Raw genomic sequence first — 21,512 nt, 5'->3', positions numbered from 1 at the left:
CGGCCGGGCCGCGACGCCGCGCGGTGCGGTGCCGTGGTGCGGCGGTGTGGCGGTGCCGCGGTGTGGCGGTGCGGCGGTGTGGTGGTGTGGCGGTGCCGCGGTTGCGGCAACAGGTGTTGACCGCGTGACGCCTCACCGCGCGGCCGGGTGGTGGCCTCCCCGCCGCTTCTGCATATCCGTTTTCCGCCTGGTGCGGCGCGGGGATGTCCGAAAAGAGTTCATTCCTGGCGAAGACTTGCGGCGGGAGTGGCCGGCGGTGGCCACTTTTTATTTCCCGGGGGCCAGGGGTGGACTGTTGATCAAAGGGAGGGACTATAGCACGGAGAAGAGTTGCCCGAGAAGAGTTGTTTGCCCCTCAACATATTAAATTGTGCGCTGCTCTCCGGGTTCCGGAGTGGCCCGGCATAAGTTGATCGCTCGCTGTGTTCGCGGTAACTGATTGTAGGTGCAACAGGTTGACCAGCGACGTTAGGTTCGTGATCTGGCGAAATACAGGGCCGTTCGGGTTAATTCGACACGCCATACGTCGTAGTGTGTTTCACGAGGTGAGCTACGGAAAATTGGTGGTAACGCTTTTCTGCGCGCGGCGATGTTGGTGTTTGGAGACACAACCCCCAGGACTCAAATGATTGAGCTGGGCCAGTAGCTGCGCATTTCTGGCGCGCGGACGGAGTGTGGCGTGAGATCAAGAGGTCAATACACAGTTGTTACCCGCGCCGCCGTGGCGGCCCTTCTCGCGCTGACGAGTATGTCGGCCATGCCCGGTTCGGCTGCGGCCGAGGACCCCGCCAAACGCGTTGACCTGCGGGTGCTGGTGATCTCCGACGGCGGCCCGTCGGTGGCGGCCATCCGCCGGCAGCTGGACCTCGAAGGCGTGCCCGCCACCGAGATCGACCTCACCAGGGCCGACCGGACGCACGTCACCGCCGACTTCCTCGCCGACCAGGTGAACGGCGAACCGCGCGGCAGGTTCCAGGCCGTGGTCGTGCCCAACGACGCGCCGTCCGGCCTGCAGTCGGACGAGCGGCTGGCCCTGCAGGCCTACGAGAAGAGCTTCCACATCCGCCAGGTCCTGGCCTACTCCTACCCCAGCGCGGCGGTCGGCCTGACCCCGCCGAGCTACAGCGGTCCGCTCGACGGCGCCTCCGCCAGCCTGACCAGCGCCGCCACCGCCGGGCCGTTCAACTACCTGCGCGGCGGGTTCACCGTCCAGGACGCCGACCCGGCCATCACCGAGACCTACGGCTACCTGGCCGACCCGGTGGTCAACAACCCCTACGTCGGCAGCTTCGACCCGCTGGTCACCGCCACCGCGCCGGGCGGGACGGCCACGGGTGTGCTGGCCGGCGTGCACCACACCTCCGACGGCCGGGAACAGCTGGTGCTCACCTTCAGCGCCAACGGCTACCAGGCGCAGGCCCGCTACCTGGCGCACGGCGTGGTCACCTGGATGACCAGGGGAATCCACCTGGGCCAGTACCGGAACTACCTGTCGGTGCACGTGGACGACATCTTCGTGGGCGACGGCCGGTGGAGCATCCCGGGCGACTGCACCCCGGGTTCGGGCGACTGCCCGGCCGGCGTGCCCGACACCACGCCGATCCGGATGAGCGTGGCGGACGTGACCCACGCGGTCGACTGGCAGCGGGCCAACGACTACCAGTTCGACTTCCTCTACAACGCCGAGGGCAGCGACCTGGCCACCGAGCTGAACGGCAGCGACCCGCTGACCACGGCCCTGCTCGCCGCGCAGGACGAGTTCCGCTGGGTCAACCACACCTACTCGCACGAGTTCCTCGGCTGCGTGCAGGACTTCACCGTGATCCCGTGGCGCTGCAAGACCGATCCGGCCACCGGGCGGACCCAGTACGTCAGCCAGGCCCAGATCACCGAGGAGATCACCAAGAACCTGGCCTGGGCCGACCAGCACGGCCTGGCCGTGCGGCGCGACGAACTGGTGTCCGGTGAGCACTCCGGCACCAGGATCCTGCCGCAGCAGCCCGACGACAACCCGAACTTCGTGGCCGCGCTGACCCAGAACGGCCTGCGCTGGGTGGGGCTGGACGCGTCCAGGGAGACCGGCGCCAGGCAGATCGGCGCGGCCACCGCGGTGCCCCGCCACCCGATCAACGTGTTCTACAACGTGGCCACCGTGCGGGAGGAGGTCGACGAGTACAACTGGATCTACACCTCGCGCGCGGACGGCGGCAGCGGCATCTGCGAGGACCACCCGGACACCACGACCTGCATCAAGCCGCTGGACCTGAACACCGGTTTCCAGTCCCACATCCTGCCCACCATCGTCACCACGACGCTGGGCTTCGCGCTGGCCAACGACCCGCGCCCGCACTACGTGCACCAGGCCAACCTCGCCGAGGACCGGCTGATCTACCCGGTGCTGGAGGCGGTGCTGTCCGCGTACCGAGGGGTGTTCGCGGCCAACACGCCACTGGTCAACCCCAGGCTCGCCGACGCGGGCGCGGTGCTGGCCGACCAGGACGCGTGGCGGGCCGCGGTGAACGCCGGCCAGGTCAGCGGGTACGTGCGCGGCGACACGGTCACCGTGCAGGCCCCGGCCGGGCTGGCCGTGCCCATGACCGCGCCCACCGGCACCCAGCAGGGCGCCACCGCCTTCGGCGCGGCCTACGCGGGGGAGCGGTCCTCGTTCGAGGCGATTCCCGCCGGGCAGAACGAGCTGGTGCTGACCCTGCCGGCCGCGTCGGCGTGGCCAGCCGCGGCAGTCGGGTGAGGGGCGCATGCGGATAGCACTGATGACCGAGGGCACCTACCCGCACAGCTTCGGTGGCGTGAGCGTGTGGTGCGACCAGCTGGTCCGGGGGATGGGCACGCACCAGTTCGAGGTGGTCGCCCTGGTCGGCGGGGCCGCCGAGCGGGTGACCTGGGAACTGCCCGCCAACGTGTGCTCGGTGGTGGCGGTGCCGCTGTGGGACGAGAGCCAGCGCCGCCGCCGGCCCGGCCGGGCGGCCCGCCAGCGGTTCCAGGTGCTGGCCAGGCAGCTGTTCGACGTGCTGCTGGCCGATCCCGACCAGGTGGCGACCGGGGCGGCGGGGCGTCCGTCGTTCCGGTCGACCCCACACCCCCACCCTTCCCAGGGGGGCGACCCCGGGTCCAGCCTATCGGCGCCCGCGGCGGAGAACAGGGTTCCGGCGCGGCCTGTGGACAACTCGGACGCCTGTGGACAACCTCGTCCCGATCGGGTGAACGGGCGGGCGGTTGGCGGAAACCGTGCTAGCGAGTCCGCCGCGGTGGCACCCGAGGGGAGTGTGGTCGCCCGGTTCGGCGCGGTGCTGCGCGCGCTGTTCGACTACGCGCAGGACGAGGACCTGGACGCCAGCCTGCGCGGCGCCGACGTGGTGCGCGCGCTGCTGGACGCGTGGCAGGCGCGCGCGGCCCGGCACCGCGACCAGGCGGCGTCGTGGCGCGGCACCGCCGCCCAGCACCCCGGCCCGGCCGGCCCCGGCCCGGCCAGCCCCGGTGCGGCTGGCGCTGGTCCAGCTGGTGCGGTCCCCGCGGGGGCGGGCCCGGCCAGCGCTGCACAGCCCAGCGCGGCCCAGCCCGGGGTTGACCTGCCCGGGGTTGACCTGCCCGGTGGCGAAGTGCCCGGCGGCGAAGTTCCTGGCGGCCGATTAGCCAGCGGGCAGGGGGCCGGCGGGGAGCCGGCCGGACCGGGCACACCCCACGGCGCCAAGGACATGACCGTGTTGGACGCGCTCACCGTGCTGCGGCTGATCGGCCACTCGCTGCGGCCGCTGAACCACCCACCCGTCCGGGCCGATGTCGCGCACTGCGTGGCCAACGGGCTGGCCGTGCTGCCGGCGCTGGCCGCCAAGTGGGCGCACGGCACACCCGTCCTGCTCACCGAACACGGCATCTACCTGCGTGAGCGCTACCTGTCGTACCGCAACGACACCGCCTACCGCTGGCCGGTGAAGCTGATGCACCTGGCGTTCCTGCGCAACCTGTGCGCGCTGGCCTACCGCGAGGCCGCGTCCATCACCCCCGGCAACGTGTACAACCAGCGCTGGGAGGAACGGCTCGGCGCGGACAACCAGATCATCCGGACCGTCTACAACGGAGTGTCCCCGGCCGACTTCCCGCCGCTGGAGCACGAACCCGAGCTGCCCACCATCAGCTGGGTCGGCCGGATCGACCCGATCAAGGACCTGGAAACGCTGCTGCGCGCGTTCGTCCTGGTGCACCAGCAGATTCCCGAGGCACGACTGCGGATGTTCGGCTCGGCGCCCAAGGGCGGCCAGCACTACCTCGACCGGTGCCGGGAGCTGGCCAACCGACTGGGCATCGGCGGCGCCGCCACCTTCGAAGGCCGGATCGAGCTGATCAGGGACGCCTACGCGGCAGGGCACGTGGTCGCCCTGTCCAGCATCTCCGAGGGCTTCCCGTACAGCGTGATCGAGGCGATGACCTGTGGCCGCGCGTGCGTGGCCACCGACGTTGGCGGGGTGAGTGAGGCCGTGGGCGAGACCGGACTGGTCGTGCCGCCGCGCGACCCAGAAGCCATGGCCGAGGCGTTCCTGGTCCTGTTGCGCGACAACGAGTTGCGCAGACAGCTGGGCAAGGCCGCGCGGGAACGCGCGCTGGAGTACTTCACCGTGGACCGGGCGGTGGGCACGTTCGAGCAGATCTACGCCATGTTGGCCGGGCAGCACGGCGGCGCCCGGTGAGCGCCGGGGCCGTGCCCGAACTGCGGGCCACGGCCGACAACCTCCGGTTCGGCGTGAAGTTCGAGGTGCCGGACACGCTGCCGGACACCGGCGGCGCCGCACTGCCCGCGCACCAGCCGCGCACCGGCGCCTCGGGCCCCACCCGGGCCGCCGACCCGCTGGCGGAGCTGGGCCAGCGGCAGGCCGCGCTGAGCGCCAACGCCGTGGACGTGCTGGAGATCGCCGCCGGACTGGAGGCCGACGGACTGACCGACCAGGCCGTGCGCGCCCGCTACGGCCTGCCCAACGTCTTCGACCTGGCCGAGCACCTGCGCCAGCACACCCCGTCGGCACCGACCGACCGCGCCGCCCCGCCCAACCCGTGGCAGGCCAGACCGGCCACGCACCTGGTGCGGGGCCTGCTGTTCGGCCTGCCCGCGCTGTGCTACACGGCCGCCGCGCCGCTGATCGCCGGGCGCACCGGGTTCACCCTGGTCATGGTCTCGGTGCTGCTGGCGTGGTCGCTCAGCCAGGGCCTGGCCTACCTCGGCTACGCCCGGATGAGCCAACCCAACGCGCCCGGCCTGGTCGCGCTGCTGCGCGGCGGCATGCTCGCCGCGGTGCTGGCGGTGTCGGCGGCGTTGACGGTGACGGTCACGCTGGTCGGCAGCATCACCGAGTCCTGGTCCGCGCTGCTGTTCGCCATCGGGCAGGGCGCCTACCTGATGGCGGCCACCGTGCTGTTGGTGCAGGGCGGGGAACGCTGGCTGCTGATCTCGCTGGCGCCGGCCGTGCTGGCCTCCGCCGCCTTCCTGGTGCTCGACCGCCCGGCCTGGCTGTTCCCGCTGGCCGTGCCGGCGCTGGCGACCTCGGTGGTGCTGGTCCTGGAACTGGCGCTGTGCTGGTCGCCGCAGCCGGAACAGGGCGCGCGGTGGGATGGCCGGCCGCAGGTGAGCGGGCGGGAGCTGGCCAACGCGCTGCCGCACGCCGGCTACGGGCTGACCGTCGCCGGACTGGTGGCCTTCCCCTCGGTGATCGGCACCGCGCCGTTCGCCGCGATGGTGGTGCTGCCGCTGTCGTTGAGCATGGGGCCGGCGGAGTGGCTGCTCTACCGGTACCGGGCCAGGATCTACGACCTGCTGCGCGGCAGCCACGGGCTGCGCGGGTTCGCCAGCGGCGCCAGGCGGACGCTCGCCGGCACCGTCGGCCGCTACCTGGCCAGCACCGCCGTGCTGGTGCTGGCCGCCCTGGCCATCGCCATCCCGACCGGGTACGCCGATCCACTGTGGACGGCCCTGCTGTGCTGCGTGGCCTACCTGGCGCTCGGTGCGGCGCTGATGCTCAGCCTGATGCTGCAGACCTGCGGGTTCCCCCTGGTCGCGCTGGGCACCTGCGCGCTGGCGCTGCTGACCGAGATCGCGCTGGTCGGCACCGGCCTGCTCGACCTGGTGGTCGGTCAGTGCGCGGTGAGCCTCGCCCTGCTGGCGGTGCTGGCCACGCACGCCCTGGTCGCCCTGGCCGATCCCGCCCGACACCACTGACCCGCCCGGCGCGAGCCACCCGCACCACCCGCACCACCCGCGTCACCCCACCGGCGTCTCCGGCGTCACCCCACCCAGGCATCGGCGGTGGCACACCCACCGGGGCCCCGCCGGCAACAGGACAACAAGGAGCACACCCATGACGAATCTCGTCGCCGTGACGGGAGCGGACGGCTTCATCGGTTCCCACCTGGTGGAGCGGCTGGTCCGGCAGGGCCACCGGGTCCGGGCCATGGCCCTGTACAACTCGATCGGCTCGTGGGGCTGGCTGGACTCGCTGGAACCGGACGTGCTGGACCAGGTCGAGGTGGTGCTCGGGGACGTGCGCGACCCCGGGTCGGTGCGGGAACTGGTGACCGACGCCGAGGTCGTCTACCACCTGGCGGCGCTGATCGCGATCCCCTACTCCTACCGCGCCCCACGCTCCTATGTGGACACCAACGTGCTCGGCACGCTCACCGTGCTGGAGGCCGTGCGCGAACTGCGCACCCCGCGGCTGGTGCACACCTCCACCAGCGAGACCTACGGCACCGCGCGCACCGTGCCCATCGCCGAGTCGCACCCGCTGCAGGCGCAGTCGCCCTACGCCGCCAGCAAGCTCGGCGCGGACAAGCTGGTGGAGTCCTACCACCTCAGCTTCGGCGTGCCCGCGGTGACGCTGCGGCCGTTCAACACCTTCGGCCCCCGGCAGTCGGCCAGGGCGGTGATCCCGACCGTGGTCAGCCAGCTCGCCGCCGGGCAGACCAGGATCCAGCTCGGCGCGCTCGACCCGACCAGGGACTTCCTGTTCGTGGCCGACACGGTCGAGGCGTTCCTCACCGTGGGCACCGCGCCGGCCTCGGCCGTGCTCGGTGAACTGTTCAACGCGGGCACCGGGACCGAGGTCGCCATCGGCGACCTCGCCCACGACATCGCCCGGCTGATGGACGTCGACGTGGACATCACCCAGGACCCGCAGCGCATCCGGCCCAAGGACTCCGAGGTGCTGCGGCTGGTGTGCGACGCGAGCAAGCTGCGCGAGCGCACCGGCTGGCAGCCCCGGCACACCAGGGACGAGGGACTGGCCCAGACCATCGACTGGTTCCTCGACCCCACCAACCTCGCCCGCTACCGCCCCGGGCAGTACCACCAGTAGCAGCGAGACCACCACCACTTCGAGCACCCACTGCGGAGGCTGTCGTGCACGCGATCATTCTGGCCGGTGGAAAAGGCACCAGGCTCCGGCCGTACACAACCAGGCTCCCCAAGCCGCTGATGCCGATCGGCGACGAGTTCTCCATCCTGGACATCGTGCTGAACCAGCTGGCCCAGCACGGTTTCGACCGGGCCACCCTGGCCATCGGCTACCTCGGCGACCTGATCCGCTCCTACGTCGGCGACGGCGGCCGGTGGGGACTGGACATCGACTACGCCACCGAGGAGGCCCCGCTGGGCACCATCGGCCCGGTGCTGCGCATCCTGGACCGGCTGCCCGAGCACTTCCTGGTGATGAACGGTGACGTGCTCACCGACCTGAACTACCGGGAACTGCTGGAGCGCCACGAGCGGATGAGACCGCCGATCACCGTGGCCACCTACCAGCGCGAGGTCAAGGTCGACTTCGGGGTGCTGGCCACCCGGGACGGCCGGGTGATCGACTTCACCGAGAAGCCGACGCTGAACTACCGGGTCAGCATGGGCGTCTACGCCATCAGCAAGTCCGCGCTCGCGCCCTACCCGCCCGGGCTGCCGCTGGGCTTCGACGAGTTGATGACCGACATGCTCGGCCAGCCGGTGCCGCCCGAGGAGTACGCGTTCGGCGGCTACTGGCTGGACATCGGCCGGCCGGACGACTACGACCGCGCCAACGCCGAGTTCGACCGGGTCCGACCACGACTGCTGAAGGGGGCCTGACAACGGCATGCGCGTGCTGCTCATCGGTGCCACCGGCTTTCTCGGCCGGCACGTGCTGGAGCTGCTCAGCGGCGTCGAGGGGACCGAGGTGGTCACCGCCACCCGGTCCCCGGGGCCGCCTGGGCACGCCGACCCGCGCGCCGCGGCCACCCGGCACGTCCAACTCGACCTGGCCGGCGACGACCCCGAACGGCTGGCCAGGACCATCGGCCACCTCGCACCGGACGCGGTGGTGAACTGCGCGGGCGCCACCTCCGGCGACGCCGAGGTGCTCGCGGCCAGCCACGTCACCGGCGCCGCCACCCTGGTCCGGGCGGTGATGGCGGCCGCGCCCGGCGCCCGGCTGGTGCACCTGGGCTCGGCCGCCGAGTACGGCCGGGTACCGGTCGGGGAGCCGGTCCGGGAGGACGCCAGGCCCCGGCCGGTCGGCGGCTACGGCGTGGCCAAGCTGGCCGCCACCCGGATCATGGAGGTGGCCAGGACCGTCGGCCTGGCCGTCGTGGTGCTGCGGGTGTTCAACCCGGTCGGGCCGGGCGCGCCGGTCACCGGCCTGCCCGGCCGGATCGCCGAGCAGGTCGCCAAGGCCGTGGCCGACGGCGACCAGGTGCGGCTCGGACCGCTCGACGCGGCCAGGGACTTCGTCGACGCCAGGGACGTGGCCAGGGCCGTGGCCGCGGTGCTCGCCGCCCCGGTGCTGCCCGCGCCCGTGCTCAACGTGGCCGGCGGCCGCGCGGTGACCGCCAGGGAACTGGCCACGCTGTTCGCCATGGCCGCGGGCTACACGGGCGATGTGGTCGAGGAACCGGACGCGGGCTCGCCCCGCTCCGCCCAGGTGCCCTGGCAGCAGGCGGACATCAGGGCGATCCGCGACGAGGTGGGCTGGACACCGCGGATCGAGCTGCCCCGGTCGGTGTGGGACCACTGGCGGTCGCTGCCATGAACACCCGCACCGTCCACGCCACCGTCCACAACGGACTGATCGTGCCCGCCTACTTCCACCCGGCGCTGGCCGGCGAGGACTGGGCGCTGCTGGCCGTGCCCACCGGACTGGTGCGGCTGGTGGTGCTCAACATCGCCAACGGACCCGGCCACCGGCCCGACCCCGCGTTCCTGCCGCTGCTGGAGCGGCTGCGCGCGGCCGGCAGCGGCGTGCTCGGCTACGTGGACACCGCCTACGGCCAGCGGCCCCGCGCGCTCACCTGCCTCGACCTGCGCCGGTACCAGAACTGGTACGGGGTGAGCGCGGTGTTCTTCGACCGGGTCAGCACCGACTTCGGTCAGGTGGCCCACTACGCGGCACTGGCCGAGTCGGCCCGGCTGCTCGGCGCCGAGCAGGTGGTCTTCCACCACGGGGCCCGCCCGGACCCCTGCTACGCCGAACACGCCGACCTGCTCGGCGTGTTCGAGGGGTCGTTCTCGGCCTACCAGGACACGGTGTGGCCACAGTGGACACTGGGCAGGGCGCCGGTGTACCACCTGGTGCACGGGGTTCCACCGGAGCGGATGCCCGAGGCGCTGGGGCTGGCCGCCGAGCGCGGCGCCGACCACGTGTACCTGACCGAGCGCGGCGGGGACAACCCGTGGGACGGGCTGCCCGCCTGGCTGGCCGAGCACCAGCGCCACGCGTCGCGGGGTGGGCGATGAGCGGCCGCCGAGGACGTGCACCGCTGGTGGCGCCGACGTCACCGCCGGCGCTGGCCGCACCACTGGCCGCGTTGGTGGTGTTGGTGGCGCTGGTCGGCGGGGTGCTCACCGGGTGCGGTGGCGGCGACGAGCCGGTGCCGCCGACCCCGCCCGACCCACCCGTCGGCCCGACCCGGTCCACCGGTCCCGCACCGCCCAGCCCAGCACCGTCCAGTCCCGCACCGGGGCCGACCAGCCCCACCAGCACCGGCGGCACCGAGTCGCCCACCGGCTCGGACCGGCCAGGCACCCCGCCCGAGCCACCCGCCGCACCGGCCCGCTGGGTGCCCGCGCCCGGCACCACCTGGCAGATCCAGTTGGACGGCCCGGTCGACCCGAGCGTGGACGCGCAGGTCTACGAGGTCGACGGGGTCGGGGCCAGCGCCGAGGACGTGCGCGCGCTGCACGCCAGGGGACGCCGGGTGATCTGCTACGTCAACGCCGGGGCCAGCGAGGACTTCCGCCCCGACAGGGCCGCGTTCCCCACCCGCGTGCAGGGCAACGCCAACGGCTGGCCGGGGGAGCGGTGGCTGGACATCCGCCAGCGCGACCTGCTCCGCCCGCTGCTCGCCGCCCGGTTCGACACCTGCCGCGCCAAGGGCTTCGACGCGGTGGACACCGACCTGGTCGACGGCTACAACCACGACACCGGTTTCCCGCTGACCGCGGCCGACCAGCTGGCCTACAACCGGATGCTGGCCGACCTGGCGCACGAGCGGGGCCTGTCCATCGGGTTGAAGAACGACCTCAAGCAGATCCCCGACCTGGTCTCGGTCTTCGACTTCGCCGTCAACGAGCAGTGCGCCGAGTACGACGAGTGCGACCTGCTCGCCCCGTTCGTGGCCGAGGGCAAGGCCGTGTTCCACATCGAGTACGACCTGGAACCGACCGAGTTCTGCCCGCGCAGCAGGCGGCTCAACCTCAGCTCCATCCGCAAGACCCTGGACCTGGACGCGCGGCGCTGGACCTGCTGACACCCGGCCCGGGCGGCCCGTTCCCCGTCAGTTCCCCGCCCGGGCCGGGTGGACCGCGGGGGCCGCCCGAGCTGAGTGGGTCACCCGAGCTGAGTGGGTCACCCGGGCCGCCCGGCGGTGGCCAGGCCCAGGTGGTCCGTCACCGGTGTGACGGATGCCGGCCGGCGGGTGTGACCGATGGGCGGATGTGACCGGTGGACGAAGCGGTTTGCCCACCGCCGCGGGTTTCGCGGCGCGCGGCCGCCTGCGCCGCACCCGGCTGGTGCGTACCGTGCTGGCTGATCAGGTAGGTGTGCCCAGCAGAGGGAGAGACAACGACCGTGCAGCCCGCGAACTCCGATCACCTCGACCCGGCGCGGATCAACTGGCCGGTGGCCGAACCCGTCCTGCCCCCGAACACCCACCCGGCACTGGCCGAGGCCGCGCGCGCCGCGGCCACCGCCTACCGGGCCGCCCGACACCAGCTCAGCCGGGCCGAACTGGCCGAGGAGATCGCCCAGGGCGCGGACAACACCCCCACCATGCGGGTGGACGCCCTGGTGGAGGACGCGATCGCCGAGGCGGCCCAGCGCAACGGCGTGAACCTGCTCAGCGAGGAGGCCGGGTTCCTCGACCACGGCTCGGCCGTCACCCTGGTCGTCGACCCCATGGACGGCTCGGCCAACGCCGCCGCGGGCGTGCCGCTGAGCTGCTTCGCGGGCGTGGTCACCGAGGACGGGGTGGCCAGTGAGGCGCTGACCGTGTGGCTGGACACCGGCCGCTCCTGGTGGGCCAGGGCCGGCGAGCCCGCCCCCTACCGCACCAGCGGCCGGACCAGCCTGACCGGCGCGGCCGTGTGCCTGTTGCGCCCCAAGGACAACAGCATGGCCGCGTGGCTGCGGGTGGCCGCGCGCGCCAGCCGGGTGCGCATCCTGTCCACCACCTGCCTGGAGACGGCACTGGTCGCCGAGGGCTCGGTGGACGCGTTCGCCGACCCCGGTTCGGACACCCACCGGATCGTGGACCTGGCCGCGGCCATGGTCACCGTGCCCGCCGCCGGCGGGGTGCTGCTCGACGTGCACGGCCGGCCGCTGGAGTTCGACCCGGACCTGACCCGCCGCTGGTCCGGTGTTGCCGCGGCCACCCCGGCCCTGGGCGACGAACTCATCGCCACCATCCTGGGCTGACCATCCTGGGTTGGGCTGACCATCCTGGGTCGGGTCGACCATCCTGGGTTGGGCCGACCCGCTCACCCGCTGGCTGGCCGGGCGCGGTCCCGGCCGGCAACCGGGTGGACGTGAGCCCGTCGCGCTGGCTACCCTGCGCGCGTGTCCAGCCCCGAGGCGTCCAGACGCTAGCCACCGGTCATCCGGTGGCTGCTCGCTCCGTTCGCCCTGCCCCGCCCCGTTGCCGAAGGGGTGTGCGGCCGCGCGTCCCCTGCCACCGGATCACCGTTTCCGCGGGTTGTGTTCGACCTGACCGCGCGTCCCGAGCGGGACGCCGGCGGGTCGCTGCCGGCGGTGGTCGCGTGGGCTCGTGCCAACCGGTGCCTTCCTGATCGGGGTGGGCGCCGCCGCGGCCAACCGCTGCCCTGTCAATCCACGACGTGGTTGCGGAGTTGTGCTGTGCCCTTTGCTCTCTACCTGCTCGGACTGGCGGTCTTCGCGCAGGGGACATCCGAGTTCATGCTGTCCGGCCTGGTGCCGGACATCGCCGCCGACCTGTCCGTGTCCATCCCGGCCGCGGGCGCGCTGACCTCGGCGTTCGCCGTGGGAATGGTGGTTGGCGCGCCACTGGCGGCGGTCGTGAGCCTGCGCTGGTCACGTCGCCGCGCCCTGCTGGGCTTCCTGGTCACCTTCCTGCTGGTGCACGTGCTCGGCGCGGTCACCACCAGCTTCCCCCTGCTGCTGGCCACCCGGGTGGTGGCGGCGCTGGCCAATGCCGGGTTCCTGGCGGTGGCGCTGACCACGGCGGCCAGCCTGGTCGCGCCGAACGCCAAGGGCAGGGCCACGGCCGTGCTGCTGGGCGGCACCACCATCGCGTGCGTTGCCGGTGTGCCCGCCGGCGCCCTGCTCGGCCAGTGGTGGGGGTGGCGCTCGGCGTTCTGGGCGGTGGCCCTGGTGTCGGTGCCGGCCGTGGTCGCGATCCTGCGCTCGGTCCCGGCCGAGCCTCCCGGCGCTTCCGACACCGCCGGCGCTTCCGACACCGCCGGTGCGTCCGACACCGCCGGTGTGGGTGCCCGCCGGGAACTGGCCGCGCTGCGCGATGCGCGCCTGGTGCTGACGCTGCTGTTGGGCGCGCTGGTCAACGGTGCCACGTTCGGCACGTTCACCTATCTCGCGCCGCTGGCCACCGAGGTCACCGGCCTCGCGGCCGACTGGCTGCCCGCGCTGCTGGCGCTGTTCGGGCTGGGTTCGTTCGCCGGCGTGAACCTGGGCGGCCGGCTCGCCGACACGCGGCCCACCCGGTTCCTGGTGGTCGGCGGGCTGGCCCTGCTGACCGGCTGGGTGGTGTTCGCGCTGACGGCCGGCAACCCGGTGGCCCTGGTGGTGCTGGTGTTCGTCCAGGGCACCCTGTCGTTCGCGGTCGGGTCCACCCTGATCACCCGGGTGCTCTACGTGGCGACCGGTGCGCCCCGGCTGGCCGGCGGGTTCGCCACCGCCGCGATGAACGTGGGCGCGGCGCTCGGCCCGTGGCTCGGCGGGGTGGCGATCAGCGCCGGCCTGGACTTCCGCGCGCCACTGTGGGTGAGCGCGCTGCTGGTGGCCGTCACCCTGTTGCTGATGTGTTGTCCACAGGCGCGGCAAACTGTCCACAGCCCATCACAGCCCGCTGTACGCCGCTGAGCTGCGTGGATAGGCTGGTCCAGGGGACGCCCCCCTGGGAGGGCGGGGGCTGCCGTTCGGGCTGTTGTTTCGGCCCGGCGTTTCGGTCCGGTGCTTGGGCCTGGCGTTCGGGTCTGGTGCTTGGGCCTGGTGCTTGGGCCTGTTGGTCTGGGCCGGCCTTCGGGCCCGGCGTTCGGGGCTGTCATTCGGGCTGTCGTTCCGGCCTGGCGTTCGGGTCCGGCGTTCCGGCCTGGCGTTTCGGGCCCGGGGTTCGGGGCTTGTCGTTTCAGGCCGGTGAGCGCCGGAGCGGTGCGGATCACCTGGCCGGAGTTGGGTGAGCGCCGGAACCGGACTGTCCGGTGTGGACCGGGGCGGCGGCGAGCGACCGGCGCAGGTGTTCCCCGGTGAGCGAGTGCGCGTTGCGCGCCAGGTGGGCGGGTGGGCCGCTGTGCAGCACCCGCCCACCGTGGTGGCCCGCGCCGGGGCCGAGGTCGATCACCCAGTCGGCGCGGCGGATCACGTCGAGGTTGTGCTCCACGACCACCACGGTGTTGCCGGCGTCCACCAGCCGGTCGAAGATCTCCACCAGCCGGCCAACGTCCGAGGGGTGCAGGCCGGTGGTGGGCTCGTCGAGCACGTAGAGCGCGTTGTCCGGCGAGCGGTGCAGTTCGGTGGCCAGCTTGAGCCGCTGGCACTCGCCGCCGGACAGCGTGTTCAGCGGCTGCCCGAGGGTGAGGTAGGCCAGGCCGACCTCGGCGAGCACGGCCAGCACCGGGGCGATCCTGGCGTCGCGGAACACCGAGCGCGCCTCGGCCACGGTCAGGTCCAGCACGTCGGCGATGGACCGGCCGTCCAGGGTGTGCCGGAGCACCTCGTCGGTGAACCGCCGGCCCCGGCACGTGCCGCAGACCGAGGTGAAGCCCTCCAGGAACGCCAGGTCGGTGTAGGTGACGCCCAGGCCGCCGCAGTCCGGGCAGGCGCCCGCGGAGTTCGCGCTGAACAGCGCCGGGCTGACGTTGTTGGCCTTGGCGAAGCGGCGGCGGATGGTGTCGGCGATGCCGGTGTAGGTGGCGGTGTTGGACCGCCGGTTGGTGGTCACCGCGCTCTGGTCGATGACCGTGCCGCCCGGGTGCTGCTCCAGCAGCACCCCGACCAGGCTGCTCTTGCCCGAGCCCGCCACACCGGTGATCACGGTGAGCACGCCGGTGGGCACGGTGACGTCCACGCCGCGCAGGTTGTGCCGGTCGGCGCCGGTGACGGCGAGGCCACCGCGCGGCGTTCGCGGCTCGGTGCGCAGCGGCAGCCGGGCGTGCAGTGCGCGGCCGGTGCGGGTGTCCGTGGCCGCCAGGTCGGCGACACTGCCCTGGAACACGATCTGGCCGCCGTCCTCACCGGCACCCGGCCCCAGGTCGATCACGTGGTCGGCCACGGCCACCACGTCGGGGTCGTGTTCGACCACGAGCACGGTGTTGCCCTTGTCGCGCAGTCGCCGCAGCAGCGTGGCCAGCCGCTCCACGTCGGCCGGGTGCAGCCCGACCGACGGCTCGTCGAAGACGTAGAGCATCTCGGTGAGGCTGCTGCCCAGGTGCCGCACGAGTTTGATCCGCTGCGACTCGCCGCCGGACAGGCTGCTGGTGGCGCGGTCCAGGGTCAGGTAGCCCAGGCCGATGTCCACGAACGCGGTCAGCCGGTCGGCCAGGCTGTCCACCACCGGGCCGGCCTCGGGGTGGTCGATGCCGCGCACCACGTCCACCAGGTCGCTGATCTCCAGTGCGGTGAACTCGGTGATGGTGCGGCCGGCCACCCGCACCGAGCGGGCCGCCTCGTTGAGGCGCTGGCCGCCGCAGTCCGGGCAGCGCACCGACACGGTGAACCGGTCCACCACGGCCTGTTTGCGCTCGGACACCTCGCCTTCGGTGTGCAGGTAGATGCGGGTGAAGTGGTCCAGCAGGCCGTGGTAGTCCTTGGGCACGGCGCGCCCGAGCCGGGTGGCTGCCGCACCACCGTGCAGCAGCGCCGCCCGTGCGTCCGCGCTCCACGTGCGCAGCGGCGTGGTCGGGTCGAACAGGCCGCTGTCCGCGTACTGCCGGTACCAGTACTGGCCCGGGCTGAAGCCGGGCAGCTGGACCGCGCCCCGCTCCAGGGAGCGGTCCAGGTCGACGAACGCGTCCACGTCGGGGGTGACCACCCGGCCGATGCCGGCGCAGCGCGGGCACATGCCGGCGGGGTCGTTGAACGAGAACCGGGTGGACTCGCCCAGCCGCGGCGTGCCAACGCGGGAGAACAGCAGTCGCAGCAGCGTGTAGGTGTCGGTGATGGTGCCGACCGTGGAGCGGGTGTTGCCACCGAGGCGGCGCTGGTTGACCAGCACGACCGCGGACAGCCCCTCGACCAGGTCCACGTCGGGCCGGCCGTAGTCGGGCAGCCGGTTGCGCACGAACGGCGGGAACGTCTCGTTGAGCTGGTGCTGCGCCTCGGCGGCGATGGTGTCGAACGCCAGTGACGTCTTGCCCGAGCCGGACACGCCGGTGAAGGCGGTGATCGCCCGGCGGGGCACGGTCAGGCTGAGGTTCTTCAGGTTGTGCTGCCGGGCACCGGTGATCCGGATGTGCTGGTGTGCTGCGGTCATGAGCCCGACGCTAGGTCGCGTTGTGGTCAGATCCTGACCACAACTGCCGGTCCGGCTGTCCGGGTGGGCCGTGCGGTGCGGCACAGTGGGGGCGGTGAGCAGCCCGAGCGCCCGGATGCTGGAACTGTTGTCGCTGTTGCAGACCGGCCGGCGGTGGCCGGCCGCGGACCTGGCCGCCCGGCTCGGCGTGTCCGCCCGGACCCTGCGCCGCGACCTGGACCGACTGCGCGACCTGGGTTACCCGGTGGCCTCCGCGCGCGGGCCCGGCGGGAGCTACCAGCTGGTCGCCGGCCAGGCCATGCCGCCGCTGCTGCTCACCGACGACGAGGCGGTGGCCACCGTGGTCGGGCTGCGGTTCGCGGCGTTGACGCACGCCGACGGGGACACCGGGGCGGCGGACAACGCCCTGCGCAAGCTCGAACAGGTGCTGCCCGGCCGGTTGCGGCACCGGGTCCGGGCGGTAGCCGCCTCCATCGAGACCGGGTCCCGCCCCGAGCAGGGCCTCGACCTGCGCACGCTGCGCCTGCTGGGCACGGCCGCGCACAGCCACCAGCACGTGCGGTTCGACTACACCAGCCGGACCGGGCAGCGCAGCGAGCGGCGGGTCGAGCCGTACCGCCAGGTGCTGTTCGGCCGGCGCTGGTACCTGCTCGGCTGGGACCGGGACCGCGCGGACTGGCGCACCTTCCGGCTGGACCGGATCAGCGGCCTCACCGTGCCTGGCACCACGTTCGCGCCCCGGGAGCTGCCCGAGTCGGGCGCGGTGAGCTTCGTGCAGGACAGCGCGCGGTACCCGATCACCCGCCGGCAGGGCGTGGTCAGGTTCGCCGCGCCGGTGGAGGTGGTCTCCGCGCGGCTCATCCCGCAGGCCGGAACGCTGGAGGCGGTCGACGAGCACACCTGCCGGTACGTGACCGCGCCGGACTCGTGGGAGTGGCTGGCGATCGTGCTCGCCATGGTCGGCGTGCCCTACACCATCGAGGGCCCCGCGGAGCTGATCGCCTACTCGCGCCAGCTGGCCGATCGCATCGCCCGCGCGACCAGCCATCCACCCGTGTGACGGCTGTCCGGGGGACAAAACCCGCGAGTCGACGTTGCAAACCCCCCGAGTTGCACGTTCACGCACCGCCATCCGGGTGGCGATACACCCGTTCGTGTCGCCACCCGGGGGCCGCGCTCCGCGGGACAACCGCCACGCCGGGCTCGTCGAGTCCGTGTCGCCACCCGGGGCCGCGCTCCGCCGGGTCACCCCGGCCAGGGGTTCACGCGTGCGGCGCCAACCGGCCGTGCAGCACCAGGGCCCACACCAGGCAGCCGAACGCCCCCGTGGACGTCACCGTGCGCACCAGGTTCCACCGCACCCACGCCGCCTCGAACCGCGCGCGCACCTCGGCCAGGTCGGCGATCGCGTCCACCGGCCCGGCCGCCGCGAGCGCGTTGTTGAGCGGCACGTTCACCACACCGGTGATCACCAGCGTGGCCACGGCCAGCACCAGCGCGGCCACCACCCACACCAGCACCGCCCGCGTGCCGCCGGAGAACTGGAGCACCGCAGCCGCGGCCGTCAACACCAGCACGCCCAGGAAGCTGAGCATGAACCACGGGTTGAGGATGGCCGCGTTGATCCGCTGCATCCCGTCGACGAACGTCCGGTCGGCCGACCCGCGCAGGCCGGGCATGACCGCACAGGTGAACGCGTAGAACAGGCCGGCGAGCAGGCCGGCGGCCAGGGTCGCCGCGACCAGCGTCGCGGTGCGTGTCGTCTCGATCAGTGCGGTCATGCGGCCAGTCAATCCGGTCGTGCCCGGCTCGGACATGGTCGCGCGGCTCAACCGCATGCGCGCGCGTCTAGGCTGCCGGCATGGACGTACTGGCGGGTCTGCTCGACGGGCCGCGGGCCCGGGGCGCGTTCCTGCTCCGCTCGATCCTGGAACCGCCGTGGTCGCTGCGCGTCCAGGACGAGGCACCGCTGACCCTGGTGACGATGGTGCGCGGCACGGCCTGGATCATCCCGGCCGACGGAGCGGCGGTGCGGCTGCGCGTCGGTGACGTGGCGGTGGTGCGCGGGCCCGACCCGTACACGGTCGCCGACGACCCGGCCACCGAGCCCCAGGCGGTGATCAACCCCGGCGGGGTCTGCTCGGCACCGGACGGGCAGGGCCTGCGCGAGTTGACCGACCTGGGCGTCCGCACCTGGGGCAGCGGCCTGACCGGCTCGGACGTGCTGATCACCGGCACCTACCAGTTGCGCGGCGAGATCAGCCAGCGGTTGCTCGACGCGCTGCCGCCGCTGCTCGTGGTGACCGAGGACGTGTGGGACTGCCCGCTGATGCCGCTGGTCAGCGCGGAAATCGGCAAGGAGCAGCCCGGTCAGGAGGTCGTCCTGGACCGGCTGCTCGACCTGCTGCTGATCGCCGTGCTGCGGGCCTGGTTCGCCCGGCCCGACGCCGAGGCCCCGGCCTGGTACCGGGCCCAGGGCGATCCCGTGGTCGGCCGGGCGCTGCGGCTGTTGCAGGACAACCCGGCCCACCCGTGGACGGTGGCCAGCCTGGCCGCGCGGACCGGGGTGTCCCGGGCGTCCCTGGCCCGCCGGTTCACCGCGCTGGTGGGCGAGCCGCCCATGACCTACCTCGCCGGGTGGCGGCTGGCCCTGGCCGCCGACCTGCTGCGCGGCACCGACGCCACGCTCGACGCGATCGCCAGGCAGGTCGGCTACGGCAGCGCGTTCGCGTTGAGCACCGCGTTCAAGCGGGCCAACGGCATCAGCCCGCAGGCGTACCGGACGGGGGCTTCCGCCCAGGTCAGAGCCGCCGGTGCATGATGTGCAGCCCGACATCGCCGTGCACCCGGTGGTGGTAGGCCTCGGGCACGGTGGCCAGCACCTCGAAGCCCAGTGACCGCCACAGCGCCACCGCGCGGGTGTTGGTCTCCACCACGGCGTTGAACTGCATCGCGCGGAAACCGGCCGCGCGGGCCTTGTCGATGATGTGCTGGCCGAGCGCCCGGCCGATGCCCCGGCCGGCGTGGGCCGGATCGACCATGAAGCTGGCGTTGGCCACGTGCGCGGCCGGCCCGCCGTGGTTGGGCTGCACCTTGGCGGTGCCCACGACCGTCCCGTCCGCGTCCACGGCGACGACCGTGCCGCCCGGCGGTTTCGGGAACCACATGGAGCGGGCCTCGTCCTCGGTGATGTCCGGGTCCACGCTGTACGACTCGCCGGCGGCGACGATCTGCCGGAAGAACGGCCAGATCGCGGGCCAGTCAGCGGTGGTCGCGTCCCTGATGAGCATGGCGCCCAGGATCGTCACCCGAGTGGCGGATGGCGAGCGGTTTTCCAACTACCGAGAGGTGTTTTCGGGTGCGGCGGGTTGGGGCGGGCGCCTGGGCATCACTCGGATGGCGGTGCGTGAGGGTGCGACTCGGGGGGTTTGCAACGTCGACTCGCGGGGGTGGGGACGGGGATGATCAGGCGTTGGGGCTGGTCAGCGGGGTGGCTGAGGGGCGGTCACTCACATGGGGGTCACTCACTTGGGGTCACTCGGGGGAGTGGAGGGTGGTCAGCAGCAGCGGGCGCGCCGCTGCGTCCACCGCGTGGTCGGAGACGGTGACGGCGTCGGCCAGGGCCGCCAGCGCGGCCGGGACGGTGTCCGGACGGTCGGTGTGCAGCTCCAGCAGCGGCTGGCCGGCCACCACGGGCTCACCCGGCTTGGCCAGGCACAGCACGCCGGCCGCGGCCGACACCGGGTCCTCCTTGCGGGCCCGGCCGGCCCCCAGCCGCCAGGCGGCCACACCCACCGCGTACGCGTCCAGGCCGGTCAGCACACCGTCGGCGGGCGCCTCGACCACGTGCGTGTGCGCGGCCTTCGGCAGCGGCGCGTCCGGGTCACCGCCCTGCGCGCGGATCATCCGGCACCACGTCTCGTAGGCCGCGCCCGAGGCCAGCACCGCCCTGGGGTCGGCGGACAGCCCGGCCAGGGCCACCATCTCCTCGGCCAGCGCCACGGTCAGCTCCACCACGTCGGCCGGGCCGCCGCCGCGCAGCACGTCCACGGCCTCGGCCACCTCCACGGCGTTGCCGACCGCCCGGCCCAGCGGGGTGTCCATGTCGGTCAGCAGGGCGCTCACGCGCAGCCCGTGGTCGGCACCGATGTCCACCAGGGCGCGGGCCAGCTGGTGGGCGCTGTCGTAGTTCTTCATGAACGCGCCCGAGCCGACCTTGACGTCCAGCACCAGCGCGTCCGCGCCCTCGGCGATCTTCTTGCTCATGATCGAGCTGGCGATCAGCGGGATCGACTCCACCGTGCCGGTGACATCGCGCAACGCGTACAGCTTGCGGTCGGCCGGCGCCAGCGTCGGGGTCGCCGCGCACACCACCGCGCCGACCTCGTCCAGCTGCCGGCTGATCTCGGCCAGCGACAGGCTGGCCCGGAACCCCGGGATGGACTCCAGCTTGTCCAGGGTGCCGCCGGTGTGGCCCAGCCCCCGGCCGGACAGCTGCGGCACGGCCGCGCCACACGCCGCCACCAGCGGCGCCAGCGGCAGGGTGATCTTGTCGCCCACCCCGCCGGTGGAGTGCTTGTCCACCGTGGGCCGGTCGGTGGCCAGGGCCAGCCGCTCGCCCGAGGCCACCATCGCCCGCGTCCACCTGGCCGTCTCCGCCGCGGTCATGCCGTTCAGGTAGACGGCCATGGCCAGCGCGGCCATCTGCTCGTCGGCCACCACACCCCGGGTGTAGGCGTCGATCACCCAGTCGATCTGCGCGTCGGTGAGCACCCGGCCGTCCCGCTTGGCCCGGATCACGTCGATGGCGCTGAAGGTGGCGCTCACGCGCCACCCCCGGGCAGGTTGGCCGGGCCGAACGCGTCGGGCAGCACGTGCCGCATGGGCAGGATGCCGGTGGGGGTGTCCACCAGGCAGTCCGGCCCGCCCAGCTCGTAGAGCAGCTGCCGGCAGCGCCCGCACGGCATGAGCAGTTCACCGCGCCCGCTGCGGCAGGCCACCGCCACGAACCGGCCGCCGCCGGTCAGCCGCAGCTGGCCGGCCATGGTGCACTCCGCGCACAGGCCCACCCCGTACGCGGCGTTCTCCACGTTGCAGCCGGTCACGATCCGGCCGTCGTCGCACACGGCCGCCGCGCCCACCCGCAGCCCCGAGTAGGGGCAGTAGGCGAGCTGGGCAGCCTGCACCGCCTCGGCGCGCAGCACCGCCCAGTCGACCACGTCACCAGCCAGCGTCATGTGCTCCGACCCTCCATCCTCGCGCGACCCACCCGGGATCAGCCGGGTGGGCGCCGTGTCAACCCAGTC

17 protein-coding genes are annotated in these 21,512 nt (G+C 73.1%); 12 read left to right on the top strand and 5 right to left on the bottom strand.

Annotated features, from left to right (window positions below; genetic code table 11):
- Positions 1-757 precede the first annotated feature (757 nt).
- From LX83_RS12050 to LX83_RS12005, 10 genes are all read left to right on the top strand, one after another.
- Entirely contained in the window at positions 758-2,749 is a 1,992-nt protein-coding gene (locus tag LX83_RS12050) for a hypothetical protein (protein WP_253770448.1), read from the top strand.
- Positions 2,750-2,756: 7 nt separating this feature from the next.
- Positions 2,757-4,703: a GT4 family glycosyltransferase PelF gene (gene pelF, locus LX83_RS12045; protein ID WP_253770446.1), complete on the top strand. Its 1,947-nt coding sequence runs from the start codon at positions 2,757-2,759 to the stop codon at positions 4,701-4,703.
- Complete coding sequence (locus LX83_RS12040) at positions 4,700-6,223, top strand: hypothetical protein (RefSeq protein ID WP_253770444.1); 1,524 nt, start codon at positions 4,700-4,702, stop codon at positions 6,221-6,223. Before pelF ends, LX83_RS12040 begins: the two co-directional genes overlap by 4 nt.
- Positions 6,224-6,362: 139 nt before the next feature.
- A complete protein-coding gene (locus tag LX83_RS12035; RefSeq protein ID WP_253770442.1) occupies positions 6,363-7,358 on the top strand; it encodes a GDP-mannose 4,6-dehydratase in 996 nt (331 codons plus the stop codon).
- Between the two features lie 44 nt (positions 7,359-7,402).
- Entirely contained in the window at positions 7,403-8,116 is a 714-nt protein-coding gene (locus LX83_RS12030) for a nucleotidyltransferase family protein (RefSeq protein WP_253770440.1), read from the top strand.
- A 7-nt stretch (positions 8,117-8,123) separates the two neighbouring features.
- Positions 8,124-9,056 (top strand): NAD-dependent epimerase/dehydratase family protein, encoded by a 933-nt coding sequence (locus LX83_RS12025; RefSeq protein WP_253770438.1) that lies wholly within the window; start codon positions 8,124-8,126, stop codon positions 9,054-9,056.
- On the top strand, positions 9,053-9,760 hold the full coding sequence (locus tag LX83_RS12020; RefSeq protein WP_253770436.1) for a spherulation-specific family 4 protein: 708 nt from the start codon (positions 9,053-9,055) through the stop codon (positions 9,758-9,760). Before LX83_RS12025 ends, LX83_RS12020 begins: the two co-directional genes overlap by 4 nt.
- A 26-nt stretch (positions 9,761-9,786) precedes the next feature.
- Positions 9,787-10,773 carry an endo alpha-1,4 polygalactosaminidase gene (locus LX83_RS12015; RefSeq protein WP_253770427.1) on the top strand — a complete coding sequence of 329 codons (987 nt, stop codon included), beginning with the start codon at positions 9,787-9,789 and terminating at the stop codon, positions 10,771-10,773.
- A 320-nt stretch (positions 10,774-11,093) separates the two neighbouring features.
- Positions 11,094-11,939, top strand: coding sequence for an inositol monophosphatase family protein (locus tag LX83_RS12010; RefSeq protein ID WP_253770425.1), 846 nt, complete (start codon positions 11,094-11,096; stop codon positions 11,937-11,939).
- Between the two features lie 438 nt (positions 11,940-12,377).
- Positions 12,378-13,598 (top strand): Cmx/CmrA family chloramphenicol efflux MFS transporter, encoded by a 1,221-nt coding sequence (locus LX83_RS12005; protein WP_253770423.1) that lies wholly within the window; start codon positions 12,378-12,380, stop codon positions 13,596-13,598.
- Between the two features lie 295 nt (positions 13,599-13,893).
- On the opposite strand, the gene LX83_RS12000 is transcribed toward LX83_RS12005, so the two are convergent.
- Entirely contained in the window at positions 13,894-16,206 is a 2,313-nt protein-coding gene (locus LX83_RS12000; RefSeq protein WP_253770421.1) for an ATP-binding cassette domain-containing protein, read from the bottom strand.
- A 94-nt stretch (positions 16,207-16,300) separates the two neighbouring features.
- On the opposite strand from LX83_RS12000, the gene LX83_RS11995 reads away from it, so the two are divergent.
- Entirely contained in the window at positions 16,301-17,266 is a 966-nt protein-coding gene (locus LX83_RS11995; RefSeq protein ID WP_253770419.1) for a helix-turn-helix transcriptional regulator, read from the top strand.
- Between the two features lie 202 nt (positions 17,267-17,468).
- Here LX83_RS11995 and LX83_RS11990 read toward each other — a convergent pair whose 3' ends face one another.
- Positions 17,469-17,987, bottom strand: coding sequence for an anthrone oxygenase family protein (locus LX83_RS11990; protein ID WP_253770417.1), 519 nt, complete (start codon positions 17,985-17,987; stop codon positions 17,469-17,471).
- Positions 17,988-18,067: 80 nt separating this feature from the next.
- On the opposite strand from LX83_RS11990, the gene LX83_RS11985 reads away from it, so the two are divergent.
- Positions 18,068-19,027 carry an AraC family transcriptional regulator gene (locus LX83_RS11985; RefSeq protein WP_253770415.1) on the top strand — a complete coding sequence of 320 codons (960 nt, stop codon included), beginning with the start codon at positions 18,068-18,070 and terminating at the stop codon, positions 19,025-19,027.
- Here LX83_RS11985 and LX83_RS11980 read toward each other — a convergent pair.
- The 3 genes from LX83_RS11980 to LX83_RS11970 all read right to left on the bottom strand — a co-directional run bounded on the left by LX83_RS11980 (position 19,008) and on the right by LX83_RS11970 (position 21,443).
- Positions 19,008-19,496, bottom strand: coding sequence for a GNAT family N-acetyltransferase (locus LX83_RS11980; RefSeq protein ID WP_253770412.1), 489 nt, complete (start codon positions 19,494-19,496; stop codon positions 19,008-19,010). The genes LX83_RS11985 and LX83_RS11980 overlap by 20 nt on opposite strands.
- Positions 19,497-19,740: 244 nt before the next feature.
- Positions 19,741-21,033 carry a thymidine phosphorylase gene (locus tag LX83_RS11975; protein WP_253770410.1) on the bottom strand — a complete coding sequence of 431 codons (1,293 nt, stop codon included), beginning with the start codon at positions 21,031-21,033 and terminating at the stop codon, positions 19,741-19,743.
- On the bottom strand, positions 21,030-21,443 hold the full coding sequence (locus tag LX83_RS11970) for a cytidine deaminase (protein WP_253770408.1): 414 nt from the start codon (positions 21,441-21,443) through the stop codon (positions 21,030-21,032). The genes LX83_RS11975 and LX83_RS11970 overlap by 4 nt, the downstream gene beginning before the upstream one ends.
- Positions 21,444-21,512: the final 69 nt, after the last annotated feature.

Source organism: Goodfellowiella coeruleoviolacea (assembly GCF_024171785.1).
In the GTDB taxonomy this organism is placed as follows: Bacteria; Actinomycetota; Actinomycetes; order Mycobacteriales; family Pseudonocardiaceae; genus Goodfellowiella; species Goodfellowiella coeruleoviolacea.
The sequence above is the reverse complement of the archived record's forward strand: the minus strand, read 5'-3'. Positions and strand labels throughout refer to the sequence as shown.